Origin of the sequence: Nonlabens tegetincola (assembly GCF_002954355.1) — a bacterium.
Taxonomy (GTDB): domain Bacteria; phylum Bacteroidota; class Bacteroidia; order Flavobacteriales; family Flavobacteriaceae; genus Nonlabens; species Nonlabens tegetincola.
The window spans coordinates 217,358-230,120 of sequence record NZ_MQVV01000012.1 but is presented as its reverse complement, the minus strand read 5'-3'; the positions used below and the strand labels follow the sequence as shown (position 1 = coordinate 230,120).

Below are 12,763 nucleotides of genomic sequence, written 5' to 3'. Positions count from 1 at the left end.
CCTAAAATCATAACTTAATTATGGCTTGGTTTAAAAGAGATAAAAAAGGTATAACCACACCTACTGAAGCTAAAAAAGACACACCTAAAGGATTGTGGTACAAGTCACCTACTGGAAAAATAGTAGATGCAGAACAACTTAAAAACAACTTCTACGTAAGTCCAGAGGATGGATATCATGTACGTGTAGGAAGTAAAGAATATTTTGAAATCATGTTTGACAACAATGAATTCAAAGAACTTAATCCAGATATTCTTTCTAAAGATCCTCTAAATTTTGAGGATACTAAAAAGTACACTGACAGACTAGAAGCAGCTAAGAAAAAGACAGGTCTAAATGATGCTGTGCGTACTGCTGTTGGTAAATCAAATGGACACGACCTTGTCATTGCTTGTATGGACTTTTCTTTCATTGGTGGTTCGATGGGTAGTGTCGTAGGTGAAAAAATTGCTCGTGCTGCAGACTATTCGTTAAAGAACAACATTCCATTTATGATCATTTCAAAATCTGGTGGTGCTCGTATGATGGAAGCTGCTTTATCCCTAATGCAACTTGCAAAAACAAGTGCAAAACTTGCTCAACTTGCTGAAGCTGGTATACCATACATCTCATTGTGTACAGACCCAACGACCGGTGGTACAACCGCTTCATTTGCAATGCTAGGTGATATCAACATTGCAGAGCCTGGTGCACTTATAGGTTTTGCTGGCCCTAGAGTTGTTCGTGACACGACTGGTAAAGAACTTCCTGAAGGTTTTCAAACAGCCGAGTTTGTATTAGAAAAAGGATTTCTAGACTTTATCGTTCCTAGAAGTGAATTGAAGAAAAAAGTTAATCTATATCTAGGATTAATTTTAAATAGGGCAATAGCTATTTAAGGTTTCAACCTCATCTTATCATAAAAAAACGTTCTAGTTGATTCTAGAACGTTTTTTATTTAAACAGGTTTTCTAATTACTCTTATTTTTTCAACAGGTCCATTAAGTCTACATCTTGTCCTAACAGTACATCCTGTGGATTTATACGTCCTTCTAATGGGCCATTCTCTAGTTTAAGAACACCACGTGGACATACAGCACTACAAACTCCACAGCCCACACAACTTGCTCTTACTATGTTCTCACCTTTTTGCGCATAGGCACGAACATCAATTCCCATTTCACAGTATGTAGAACAATTACCACATGAGATACATTGACCTCCATTTGTAGTGATTCTGAATTTAGAAAACAATCGCTGCTGTAAACCTAAAATTGCTGCCATCGGACAACCGAATCTACACCATACCCTACTTCCCATAATTGGATAAAAACCTGTTCCTACAACTCCGCTAAAAATAGATCCAATTAAAAATCCATACGTAGATCTTACTTCATGAGATTTGAAGAAAAACAAAGCATCTGTTTGAGAAAAGAAATGCATTGCTATAAAAGACAGTATAATCACAAGAAAACCAACCGCTCCAAATTTTGCATCTTTTTTTAATTCTTCTCTTTTAAATATCCATATAAACGCAAGCAACAACGTCAAGAAAACTGCTACTCCTATTAAAAAGGTTGTAGCGCTCAACCAATATTTTGAGCCATCGCCTAAATACGAATGTATTACTCCCGTTGTGCTTATAACGGCGAAAACCAGCACCGTGTGAACCAACCAACGTTCTACTTTCCAAGCCTTCCTTGATTTATCCGATAGTTGTCTGAATGCATCACCAGCGGTTTCTGCAAGTCCACCGCAACCGCAAACCCAACTGCAGTACCATCGTTTACCGTATTTATAAGTTAAAATAGGAGTAATTACAAAAATGGAAACAATTCCCCATAACAGCAAGGTAAGACCTACACTGCCATTTGCCAGCAATCCGTTTACATTCCATTGATCAAACAGATAATAATTAAGTGGCCAAACATTTTTAAGATCATAGTACGGCAAGTCACCGTTTAATCCAGCCATTATTTCAGGTATTAAAAATGCAAATGCTGTTTGAAAAAACATAACGCTATAGGTACGTAATCGTTCATACCTATTGTGACGGTATTTCATCAAAAACTTTATCCCAAAAGATATTATAGCTATAGTATAAAGAACACCATAAACAAACCATTGACTTGCAGGTTGACCCTTTAACAAATAAGACAATGGATCAAACAATCCAATTAGTCCTGTATTTGCTGCCCCATCTGAACCTTGTCCTAAATATTGAGGATAGAAATAAAGGACTATATAAAAACCACATAAGCCTACCGCAGATAACCATCCTAATAAACCACGACTTGATATAGATTTAAACCAGACTCCATTATTTTTAATTCCTGGCTGCGTGTTTTTATATTGAGAACGGGCAAACCAGATTATCCCACCTGCAATCATTGAGAGACTAATAGTAAGCCATAGAGCTTTATTAGGAAAAGTGATATTGAATATTGATAATCCCAGTATTCCCAAACCAAACAAACCAATCGCAGATCCTACTTTTTGACCAGTGTTCAATGCTTTAGGCGGCTCACCTGTTAAAGCCATATTACGTTGATACGTACTCATAATATTAGTTTGTTAATAGATTAGAAAATTGACTTTTTATATCGTGATAAGGTTCTTTAAAAAACTCTGGATTAAAGCAAGCATCCCTTAAGTTATAAACAACGTGATCTATAGTTTGTTCTTCATTAAGCCACTTATCAAAAACCTCATGACGCATGCGTATATTAAACGTATTAATACCGATAAATTTACGTGAGGCTATTTCATACTCAATAGTTATCATACTACGTCCATCATTACCATTCCATGTAAAATGATCATTTCCTTCCTTAGGGTTATTCCATACCCAACCATAGGTTTGGTATTCAATCTCAAAAAATTTAGCACTATTAAACCAGTGACCAGGATTCCATTTTACAGGATTTCCACAAATGTTTTGAGCTACTACCTCACCCATCATCCTTCCTGTATACCATACAGCCTCAACCGCTTTACGTTCACCAACAGGTTCTCGCTGTTCTGCACAGTCTCCTATGGCATATATATTTGAAAAATTGGTTTGAAGATTACGATTAACCATGATACCACGATTATATTCAATACCGCTTTCTTTTAAAAATTCAATTTGCGGTCTTACTCCGGCACATAATCCTACAAGGTTGCAAGGAATTTCCTCACCCTTTTTTGTAATCACAGCTCTTACATGACCATTATCATCCGATAAAACCTCTTTGAGTTCTTCTTCTTCGCGCAAGTCTATGTGGTGCTCTTTTATATGATTAGAAATCATTGTAGCATTAGGCATCGGTAACACACCTCTCCAAAATCCTTTTTCCCTAACTAAAAAAGTTACTGGTATTTCACGAGTGTGTAGCATTTCTGCAAGCTCTACTCCTATTAAACCACCACCGATAATTACTGCTCGCTTACAAACTTTATTATTTGGTGCTGTTTGTTCTAATTGTAATAAATCTTGTTTACTTACCAAGCCTTGAACACCTTTTAAATCTTGTCCTGGCCAGCCAAATTTGTTAGGGATACTACCCGTAGCAAGAATTAACTTGTCGTAGGTTAAGTGACTACCATCCTCAAACTCTATCTTATTCTCATCAGGAAGTATTTTGTTGACATAGGCATTCATTAATTCAATCCGATTCTCTTTCCAAAACCAATTTTCATAAGGTTGTGTGTGCTCAAACTTCATGTGTCCCATATAAACATACATAAGTGCTGTACGAGAGAAAAAGTAATCCGTTTCGGCCGAGATAATTGTAATGCGCTTATTCGAGTTTTTTCTAATATGTCTAGCTGCAGTAACACCTGCAATCCCATTACCTATTATAATAATATGTTCCATAGATGGCGATTGTGTTTACAAAGTACGATTAATTACGCTTTCGCGAAAGCGTAAACTATTCCCACCACATTACACATATTTCCTATTTAATGCTTAATGAACCCATGTATTTTTCAATCTATCGATAAAAGCAACTAAAAAGGAACGATTTATGTACCTTTAATTTTTCGTACAACTTAGTTAATGAATAAAGTCGCTACATATAAAAGTTTATTAAACTTTCTGATAATAGGTTGTTCTCTTCTTTTATTAATGTCCTGTTTGAACTCATCACAGTCAAACCAGACCGCCTTTTTGAACTCAAACTTACCTCAAACAATTAATAAAATAAATGGTATCTCATTTGTTGCTACCCGTAATCCTATTGATAAAAATGACGTACAACCACTAGTTCAATACAATGCTAATTATGTAGCTGTTATACCCTATGCCTGGATGCGTTCAATTGATAGTCCACAAGTTATATATGACCAAGATCACGGTTGGTGGGGCGAAAAACCGCATGGTGTATCACAAACCATTGACCTAATGAATGATCAAAATATAGAGGTAATGCTCAAACCTCAAATTTGGATAAACAAAGGAACCTACACCGGTACCATTCAATTAAAAACAAATGAAGATTGGCAAATTCTCGAAGACTCCTATCGTGAGTATATTTTGAGATTTGCTCGTATCGCACAAGAAAAAAAAGTAGGGCTATTTTGTATAGGAACAGAACTTGAATCCTTTGTAACTGCTAGACCAGACTACTGGAGACAATTAATTGAAGAAATCCGTACTATTTATAGAGGTGAAATCACCTATGCTGGTAACTGGGACAGTTATAAACAAGTTACATTTTGGGATGAATTGGATTTTATAGGAGTAGATGCTTATTTCCCTGTTTGTAATAAAAAAACACCCGATATTGATAACATAAATCAAAGTTGGGATAAATGGAAAAAAGAATTAAAATCTTTCTCGACTAGCTTTAAAAAACAAATCCTGTTCACAGAATATGGTTATATAAGCGCAGATTATGCCGGAAAGGAACCATGGAAAAATGCCCAAGATCACCATGAAGTAAATGAAAAAGCTCAAGATATTTTATATCAATGCTTATTCGATAAGGTTTGGGGAGAATCCTGGATGGCAGGCGGTTTTTTATGGAAATACCATGCCGAAGATAGTAGATGGCGAGGTTTTGCAAAACGTTTTACGCCACAAGGAAAAATGGCTCAAAAAACAATTACTCAAGCATATCTTGAGCATTAAAAAAACATTCATATAACAGATGGTATCGCATCTATAATCAATCTTTAATGAAGATAAATAAAACGTCGTTATACAAGGTAATAACCCTAATTATATTTTGTTTAATTGGAATTCAAGCACAAGCACAGTTACTCCAAAATAAAAAACAATTTACAAGACAAGATAGCTTGAGAGGTAGTATTACTCCAGAACGTGCATGGTGGGAATTACAACGTTACGACCTAAACGTTAAGGTAGAACCTGATGAAAAATTTATTTCTGGCAGCAACAATATAACCTATAAGGTGCTTGCAAGTAATAATAAAATGCAGATTGATCTACAGGAGCCTATGCTCATTACCAAAGTAGTTCAAAATGATAATGAATTAAAGTTCACCCGTGATGGTAATGTCTATTATATTCATTTACAAGACAAGCAACAGGTAGCTACCACAAAAACTATTACGGTATTTTTTAAAGGACATCCCAGAGAAGCAAAAAATGCTCCATGGGACGGCGGCTTTTCATGGAAAAAAGACGAAAAAGGGAACCATTTCATCGCAACTTCAAATCAAGGTTTGGGAGCAAGTGTATGGTGGCCATGTAAAGATCATATGTATGAAGAAGCAAAAGGTATGACAATATCAGTAAACGTACCTTCTAATTTAATGAACGTGTCCAATGGTAGATTAATTAAGGTTAAAGAACTCATTGACAACACTACAACATATACCTGGCAAGTGACAAACCCTATAAATAATTACGGAGTCAATATCAATATAGGTAACTACACCCATTTCGGTGAAGTCTACTCTGGTGAAAAGGGTGATCTACATATGGATTATTATGTTCTAGAACATCATCTAGAAAAAGCAAAAAACCATTTTACCGATGCCCCAAAAATGATGAAAGCTTTTGAACACTGGTTTGGACCTTATCCTTTTTATGAAGACAGTTTTAAACTAGTTGAGGTTCCCTATTTAGGTATGGAACATCAAAGTTCTGTCACCTATGGAAATAAGTTTAAACAAGGCTATTTGGGTAGAGATTTATCGGGTACTGGCTGGGGTTTGAAATTTGATTTTATTATCATTCATGAAGCTGGTCATGAGTGGTTTGCAAACAGCATAACCAATAAGGACATTGCAGACATGTGGATTCATGAAAGTTTTACAGCCTACAGTGAAAGTTTATTTCTAGACTATTATTATGGCAAGCAAGCTGCACAAGAGTATATCATAGGTACTCGCAGAACTATTCAAAATGACAGACCTTTAATAGGGCATTATAACGTTAATCATGAAGGTAGTGGCGACATGTATTACAAAGGAGCCAATTTATTACATACCATACGCACACTAGTAGATGATGACGATAAATGGAGATCAATACTGCGCAATATGAATAAAACTTTTTATCATCAGACAGTTACGACTAAACAAATAGAGGATTTTTTAATTGAAAAAACGGGCATTGCGCTACAAAAGGTTTTTGATCAATACTTAAGAGATACTCGTATTCCTAAATTAGTTCTTAAAAGTAAAGGAAATAAACTTGTTTATTATTGGGAAAATACGGTCGATGATTTTAGCATGCCTGTAGATGTTTATATAGGTAACAATAAACAACGTATCATACCGACTACAAAAAAACAAACCATAAAATTGTCGTCTAAGTTTAACGAGGTCAACGTAGACGACAATTATTATATACAGAGTTAAATCAAATCTTGTACAGCAGCATCATGGGTATTGTAGTCCCATTTAAAACCAGAATTTTCTAATTTCTCTGGTAATACAAACCTACTTTTTAGGACTAGCTCAGTCTCAGTTTTCATGAAAAGAGCACCTAGCTCTAGCAACCATCTAGGTTGTGATATGGCAATAGGTATTCTTAAACTCTTTTGTAGGTTAAACATAAAATCTTTGTTGCTCACAGGTTTGGGAGCCGTAACATTGACCACACCTTCCAATTCTGATTGAATTAAAAAGTCAACAGCGCGGCAAAAATCATCCACGTGTATCCAACTAATCATTTGTTGTCCTTTACCTTGCATTCCTCCTAATCCCACTTTAGTCAAACGTTTTATTACAGGAAAAGCGCCACCTGTAGCTCCTAAAACAATTGAAGTACGCATAGCAATCTTGCGAGTACCAGGCAATTCTTTGTTAAAGAAAACACGCTCCCATTCTTGAGCTACATTGGTAGAAAAGTCATCACCTAGCACACCTTCTTTCTCCGTGTTTGGCCTGGTTTCAGAATGTCTATAAATAGTAGCGGTACTAGAATTTAACCAAACTCGTGGACGATTACTGCACTTTTCAACTGCTTTATGTAACACAGCAGTACTAGACAATCGGGACTTTAGAATTGCTTTCATATTAGCAGGATTGTACCTACAGTCTACGCTCTTACCTGCTAAATTTATGATAACATCAACGGTTTCCAGTTCCTTTTCCCATTCTCCCAGATTCTCACCATCCCAGTAGAGTGACTTAGAATCACGCTTTCGCGAAAGCGTAATCACCTCATGACCTTGTGCTTTTAAATATCTTGATAAAGATTTACCTAAAAACCCTGTTCCTCCTGGTATCAAAATTTTACTCATAATTCTTTATGTTTACTTAGATTCAGGTGATAAATAAATGGGTGTTTTTACGACAGTTTTTGATTGTTTGCTTTTTCTGCGACCTCTAAAAAAGAAAAACAGATTGATGAAAAGCATGACACCTAAATAGATAGAGAATCCACCAATCTTTGCGCTTAATACCTCTATAAGATTCTGATACGTGTTGTGCCATTTATAATCTGATATTTCTAGAATCCATAACCCAAAACCCAAATTCAACAGGTAAAATCCTATTTGAAAAAGATTGTTTGTTGAGGTTGCGATATCGTTTTTACCATGAAAAATATCGAGCATAAAAATCTTTGCATTTTTAAAAAGCGTACGCGATACATAATAGGTAAGTCCCAGCATGATAGGTACATAAATAAAATAACCGATGATAATTTTTGAAGTTTCCATATTATTTGAATTTAAATTGATAGATAAGTTTAATAATGAGTAAATTGCTATAATGCAAGACAGCAAGTATGAGTAGAATCATTGAAAAGTGACTCGTTACGGATTGAACAACTCCTATGATATTTTGAACGTCTTCCCAGGTCGCAACGACAGTTACTCCATAACCTAGATTGATTAAATAATAAGCCACCAATAACACATCGTTGATGCTTTTTGAAAACTCAGCATCGGTAGGAAAAAAAGCATCGGTGTATACCCGTCCATGACGGTAACACAAATGTCCAATGCGTAAAATCACTGTCACTAGTAATACGGTGTAAATGGCATAAGCAATTAAGTTCATAATTTTTATATTTTCAGAAATTATTGAAAGTTATAATGAAATAAAAAAGACTATGAAATAGCCTTTATCATTTTCTTCAGGTAACTATTGCTATTAATCCTGCTTGCAAGATTCAATAAATTTTCCATTTGCGCGACAAATTCTTCTAGGTCTTTTATCAATGCCTGAAAATGTTTCACCTCATCATCCTTACCTTCTAATTCTGTTTTCTTTAGATCTTTTAATAAAGAAAGTACAGGTTCCATCTCCCTACGTTTTCTTTCCTCCATAATATGCTGTGCCATAGAATATATGTCATGAATGGCCTCAAAAAACTCTTTGCGCTCACCTAGTACCGTCTTCTTGCGCACAAGACGCCAGTTGATCAATTCACGTACATTGGTATTCACATTTCCTCTAGAAAGCTGTGTACGACCCATGATGTCATCAGTACTTAAACCATTGGGCGAGGCCAGTAGTAAAGCGTGAATTTGCGCCATACTCTTAGAAATTCCCCATGAGCTGCCTAATGAGCCCCATGCTTGAATAAATTGACCTTGTGCTTCCTGTAATTTCATAGTTCAAATATAAACTTATTTTTTATATTTTCAATATTTTCTGAAAGTTTAATTTTATTTTGATTATTCCGCTTTCGCGAAAGCGCACTACCTTTATCCCTTATGAACTACACACCTATCATTGAACAAACTATAAGTTTTGTCAAATCTGAATTACACGACGCAGAAGGCGGTCACGACTGGTTTCACATTGAGCGAGTGTGGCGTAATGCTCAACTTATTGCGGCGCAAGAAAATGACTGCGATAAACTAGTAGTAGAACTGGGCGCTTTACTTCATGATATTGCAGATTCAAAATTTCATGATGGCAACGAGGAAGCTGGTCCTATCAAAGCAACAACTTTTCTCAAAGGATTAGGTGTTGACGATTCTATTATAGCCCACGTGGCGCGAATAATACGTCATGTTTCCTATAAAGGTGGACATACTACCGGATCCTTTAACAGTATAGAGCTACAAATAGTTCAAGATGCCGATAGGTTAGACGCATTGGGTGCCATAGGAATTGCACGTACCTTTAACTACGGCGGTTATAAAAACAATGTTCTTTACAACCCAGAAATTCCTCCCAATCTTACTATGAGTAAAGAAGAGTATAAAAAGGGTAATAACCCTACTCTCAATCATTTTTACGAAAAACTACTGCTACTTAAAGACCTTATGAACACCTCTACTGGTAAGCGACTGGCACAATCACGACATAATTTTATGGAAAACTTTCTTGAGCAATTCTATGCAGAATGGAATGGAGAGCAATAGTCAAAAGTAAAAGATCTTATGAAAAAGAATGATCCCTTTTTACAGCTAAGCAGACAGTACTTTCTGATCAAATTGCAATATTTAGGTTTTAGATTTCACGGATGGCAACAACAACCTAATGATATTCCTACAGTCGAACGCATGATTAATAGAACGCTTAGGTTTGTTTTTGACCATAATGATTTTAAAGTAGTTGCAGCTGGTAGAACAGATTCAAAGGTATCTGTTAATGAAACCTGGGTAGAACTTTTTCTCGATGCAAAGGAACCTTTAAATCAAGAGCACTTTTTAGAACAATTTAATTTAAACTTACCTAGTGATATAAGAGCTTTAGAAATAAAGAAAACCACTGCAGACTTTAATGTTATCCAGCATCCTAAAATTAAAGAGTACATCTATTTATTCTCTCATGGAGAGAAGTTTCATCCTTTTTGTGCGCCATTAATGGTTTACATGAAGGATGAACTCAATATAGAGCTCATGCAACAAGCTGCCCAGATGTTTGTAGGAACTCATGATTACTGGTCCTACACCTATAAACCTAAACCTACTACAAATACAATTTGCACCATCGAAAGTGCAGTGATTGAGGAGAATGAATTGTACACAGCAAACTTTTTTCCTGAAATCAGTTATGTTTTTCGAGTACGAGGCAGCGGTTTTAAAAGGTATCAAATTAGGCTTATGATGGGGATTCTCTTTGATATAGGGCATGAAAAGATTTCACTTAATGAGTTCAAAAAAACATTAAGAGGAAGTAATAGAATTCATTTGAGTCATGTTGCTCCACCTAGTGGTTTACAACTGTTTAAGACAGATTTAACAAGGCAGTGATACTTCTGTGAGAACAATTCATTTAGTTTAGACCTTTTAAAACTCGATATTATGAAAACAAAAATTCTATTAATGGCATTTTTAATAGGTGCTGGAAGTTTATTCGCCCAAGAATTGGATGATAAACTTGATAAAAGTCCTATGGATGCTACTTTTTATCCAGCTGAAGCTGCTAAGAGAGCGTTTAGAAAGGGCGTTACTGCTCCAAAGGTTAGAGTATTATATTCAAGACCAGCATTAAAAGGCAGAGAAATATTTAAAAAAGAAAAAGAAGATAAAGGTATCACCATGTATGGTCAAGCATGGCGATTAGGAGCTAATGAGAGCACCGAATTATTATTAATGCAAGATGCAATGATAGGCGGTAAAAAAATTGCTGCTGGTAGATATACGATTGTGGTAACTCCACATGAGGATTATTGGGTATTCCACATCAATTCAGAAAACGATGGATGGGGAAACTATGGACATAAACCGGAATTAGATCTTGTAACTGTAAAAGTTCCAGTAAAAAATGTTGAAAATAGTCTAGAACATCTTACAATCGCATTATACTCTCCTAATGAAGACAATGTAATTCATTTAAAAGTGGGTTGGGGAACTTACCGTGCTGAAATGCCAATTACGCTCATGTAATTGAAGTAACATTAACAAAAAAAGCTGACTTAAAAGTCAGCTTTTTTTGTTAGTAATTTAAACGGTTATTATTCTTCAGGAGCTAACTCAATAACTAGACCATCAAGCTCTTCGGTAATTGGAATTTGACAACCTAATCTAGAGTTATCTTTTACAAAACTAGCTTCCCATAACATAGCTTCTTCGTCATCATTGCGTTCTCCTAGATCATGATCACTGATTATATAACATTGACAAGTGGCACACATTGCCATTCCACCACATGTAGCCTGTACAGGAAGTTCGTATGACTTACAAATTTCCATTACATTCATATTCATATCTGTAGGAGCAAGTAGTTCATGCTTCTCTCCTCCTCTATCAATCACGGTAATAGTTACATCGACTGCCATAGTGCATTAAGCTTTTTGACCTATTTTTTTTACAACAGCTTTTTCAGCAACCTTATGCGATCCATCAAAACCAGATACACCACCTACCGTGGTATATTTCATAACATATCTTTTGTCTGGAAATATACGTTGATAAGCACTTTGACACATTAAAGTTGCCTCATGAAAACCACAGAGTATTAATTTCAATTTCCCTGGATATGTATTAACATCACCAATGGCATAAATTCCTGGTATGTTAGTTTGATAATCTAGAGTGTTGTCAACCTTAATAGCATTTTTTTCAATCTCTAATCCCCAATCGGCGATTGGACCCAATTTTGGAGCAAGCCCGAACAATGGAATGAAGGCATCACATTCAATCACCTCCATTCTTTTTGCTTTGTCATTATGTTGAATCTCAACAGACTCCACTCGACTCTCACCATTTATTGCCTTCACTTCTGCAGGGGTAATTAACCTAATTTTATCCTGCTCAACTAGTTCTTGAACTTTTTCAACGCTATCTAATGCACCTCTAAATTCTTCTCTCCTATGAACTAGTGTCACTTCACTAGCAACATCGGCCAAATAAATAGTCCAATCCAAAGCACTATCACCACCACCAGCAATTACTACTTTTTTATCGCGATAATCCTCTGGATTTTTTATCATGTAGACTAGACCATTGTCTTCATACTTGTCTAGATTTTCGATAGCTGGTTTACGCGGTTCAAAGGATCCCAATCCACCAGCAATCGCCACTATTTTTGTGTGATGCTGCGTTCCCTTATTTGTAGTAACTATAAAGGAACCATCTTCTTGTTTCTCTATAGTTTGTGCTCTTTCTCCTAATGTAAAACCAGGTTGAAAAGGCTCTATTTGTTTCATTAGATTATCGATCAAATCACCAGCAAGAACATCTGGAAAGCCAGGAATATCATAAATGGGTTTTTTAGGATATAGTTCGGTAAGCTGCCCACCTGGTTGCGCAAGTGCATCAATTATATGACATTTAAGTTTAAGTAATCCAGCTTCAAAAACCGCAAATAATCCTGTGGGACCAGCACCGATAATAAGAATATCGGTTGTAATCATTTCTTTACTCATGATTTGATTTGTATTATACTACAAAGGTCGCTATCAACGTATTGCTATCCA

General features: G+C 35.8%; 14 protein-coding genes. 6 read left to right on the top strand and 8 right to left on the bottom strand.

The window, feature by feature from the left end:
- Positions 1–20 precede the first annotated feature (20 nt).
- Positions 21–878 (top strand): acetyl-CoA carboxylase, carboxyltransferase subunit beta, encoded by an 858-nt coding sequence (gene accD / locus BST93_RS04880; RefSeq protein WP_042275894.1) that lies wholly within the window; start codon positions 21–23, stop codon positions 876–878.
- An 82-nt stretch (positions 879–960) separates the two neighbouring features.
- Here the strand turns inward: accD and BST93_RS04875 are convergent, their stop codons facing one another.
- Complete coding sequence (locus BST93_RS04875) at positions 961–2,541, bottom strand: 4Fe-4S binding protein (RefSeq protein ID WP_105018293.1); 1,581 nt, start codon at positions 2,539–2,541, stop codon at positions 961–963.
- A 4-nt stretch (positions 2,542–2,545) separates the two neighbouring features.
- Positions 2,546–3,838, bottom strand: coding sequence for an NAD(P)/FAD-dependent oxidoreductase (locus BST93_RS04870; protein WP_105018292.1), 1,293 nt, complete (start codon positions 3,836–3,838; stop codon positions 2,546–2,548).
- Between the two features lie 294 nt (positions 3,839–4,132).
- On the opposite strand from BST93_RS04870, the gene BST93_RS04865 reads away from it, so the two are divergent.
- Entirely contained in the window at positions 4,133–5,095 is a 963-nt protein-coding gene (locus BST93_RS04865) for a glycoside hydrolase family 113 (protein WP_105018291.1), read from the top strand.
- Between the two features lie 47 nt (positions 5,096–5,142).
- Positions 5,143–6,795, top strand: coding sequence for a M1 family metallopeptidase (locus tag BST93_RS04860; protein WP_105018290.1), 1,653 nt, complete (start codon positions 5,143–5,145; stop codon positions 6,793–6,795).
- On the opposite strand, the gene BST93_RS04855 is transcribed toward BST93_RS04860, so the two are convergent.
- Genes BST93_RS04855 through BST93_RS04840 form a run of 4 tightly spaced genes read right to left on the bottom strand, consistent with a single transcriptional unit; the run spans position 6,792 to position 9,002 of the window.
- Entirely contained in the window at positions 6,792–7,682 is an 891-nt protein-coding gene (locus tag BST93_RS04855; protein WP_105018289.1) for a TIGR01777 family oxidoreductase, read from the bottom strand. The genes BST93_RS04860 and BST93_RS04855 overlap by 4 nt on opposite strands.
- Positions 7,683–7,694: 12 nt before the next feature.
- Entirely contained in the window at positions 7,695–8,102 is a 408-nt protein-coding gene (locus tag BST93_RS04850) for a hypothetical protein (RefSeq protein WP_060523197.1), read from the bottom strand.
- A gap of 1 nt (position 8,103) precedes the next feature.
- A complete protein-coding gene (locus BST93_RS04845; RefSeq protein ID WP_105018288.1) occupies positions 8,104–8,445 on the bottom strand; it encodes a hypothetical protein in 342 nt (113 codons plus the stop codon).
- Between the two features lie 50 nt (positions 8,446–8,495).
- Complete coding sequence (locus BST93_RS04840) at positions 8,496–9,002, bottom strand: GbsR/MarR family transcriptional regulator (RefSeq protein ID WP_105018287.1); 507 nt, start codon at positions 9,000–9,002, stop codon at positions 8,496–8,498.
- A gap of 102 nt (positions 9,003–9,104) precedes the next feature.
- Here BST93_RS04840 and BST93_RS04835 point away from each other — a divergent pair, with 102 nt between their 5' ends.
- The 3 genes from BST93_RS04835 to BST93_RS04825 are packed head-to-tail and all read left to right on the top strand — an operon-like array spanning position 9,105 to position 11,231.
- Positions 9,105–9,761, top strand: coding sequence for an HD domain-containing protein (locus tag BST93_RS04835; RefSeq protein ID WP_105018286.1), 657 nt, complete (start codon positions 9,105–9,107; stop codon positions 9,759–9,761).
- Positions 9,762–9,779: 18 nt separating this feature from the next.
- Positions 9,780–10,595: a tRNA pseudouridine synthase A gene (locus tag BST93_RS04830; RefSeq protein ID WP_105018285.1), complete on the top strand. Its 816-nt coding sequence runs from the start codon at positions 9,780–9,782 to the stop codon at positions 10,593–10,595.
- Between the two features lie 51 nt (positions 10,596–10,646).
- Positions 10,647–11,231 (top strand): DUF2911 domain-containing protein, encoded by a 585-nt coding sequence (locus BST93_RS04825; RefSeq protein WP_085774105.1) that lies wholly within the window; start codon positions 10,647–10,649, stop codon positions 11,229–11,231.
- Between the two features lie 68 nt (positions 11,232–11,299).
- On the opposite strand, the gene BST93_RS04820 is transcribed toward BST93_RS04825, so the two are convergent.
- On the bottom strand, positions 11,300–11,623 hold the full coding sequence (locus BST93_RS04820) for a 2Fe-2S iron-sulfur cluster-binding protein (RefSeq protein ID WP_105018284.1): 324 nt from the start codon (positions 11,621–11,623) through the stop codon (positions 11,300–11,302).
- A 6-nt stretch (positions 11,624–11,629) separates the two neighbouring features.
- Entirely contained in the window at positions 11,630–12,700 is a 1,071-nt protein-coding gene (locus BST93_RS04815; protein ID WP_060525006.1) for an NAD(P)/FAD-dependent oxidoreductase, read from the bottom strand.
- Positions 12,701–12,763 lie beyond the last annotated feature (63 nt).

Bases quoted from the DNA above. Each gene is read 5' to 3' on its own strand.
- accD (WP_042275894.1), top strand. From the start codon at position 21: ATGGCTTGGTTTAAAAGAGATAAAAAAGGTATAACCACACCTACTGAA.
- BST93_RS04875 (WP_105018293.1), bottom strand. From the start codon at position 2,541: ATGAGTACGTATCAACGTAATATGGCTTTAACAGGTGAGCCGCCTAAA.
- BST93_RS04870 (WP_105018292.1), bottom strand. From the start codon at position 3,838: ATGGAACATATTATTATAATAGGTAATGGGATTGCAGGTGTTACTGCA.
- BST93_RS04860 (WP_105018290.1), top strand. From the start codon at position 5,143: ATGAAGATAAATAAAACGTCGTTATACAAGGTAATAACCCTAATTATA.
- BST93_RS04855 (WP_105018289.1), bottom strand. From the start codon at position 7,682: ATGAGTAAAATTTTGATACCAGGAGGAACAGGGTTTTTAGGTAAATCT.
- BST93_RS04850 (WP_060523197.1), bottom strand. From the start codon at position 8,102: ATGGAAACTTCAAAAATTATCATCGGTTATTTTATTTATGTACCTATC.
- BST93_RS04845 (WP_105018288.1), bottom strand. From the start codon at position 8,445: ATGAACTTAATTGCTTATGCCATTTACACCGTATTACTAGTGACAGTG.
- BST93_RS04840 (WP_105018287.1), bottom strand. From the start codon at position 9,002: ATGAAATTACAGGAAGCACAAGGTCAATTTATTCAAGCATGGGGCTCA.
- BST93_RS04835 (WP_105018286.1), top strand. From the start codon at position 9,105: ATGAACTACACACCTATCATTGAACAAACTATAAGTTTTGTCAAATCT.
- BST93_RS04830 (WP_105018285.1), top strand. From the start codon at position 9,780: ATGAAAAAGAATGATCCCTTTTTACAGCTAAGCAGACAGTACTTTCTG.
- BST93_RS04825 (WP_085774105.1), top strand. From the start codon at position 10,647: ATGAAAACAAAAATTCTATTAATGGCATTTTTAATAGGTGCTGGAAGT.
- BST93_RS04820 (WP_105018284.1), bottom strand. From the start codon at position 11,623: ATGGCAGTCGATGTAACTATTACCGTGATTGATAGAGGAGGAGAGAAG.
- BST93_RS04815 (WP_060525006.1), bottom strand. From the start codon at position 12,700: ATGATTACAACCGATATTCTTATTATCGGTGCTGGTCCCACAGGATTA.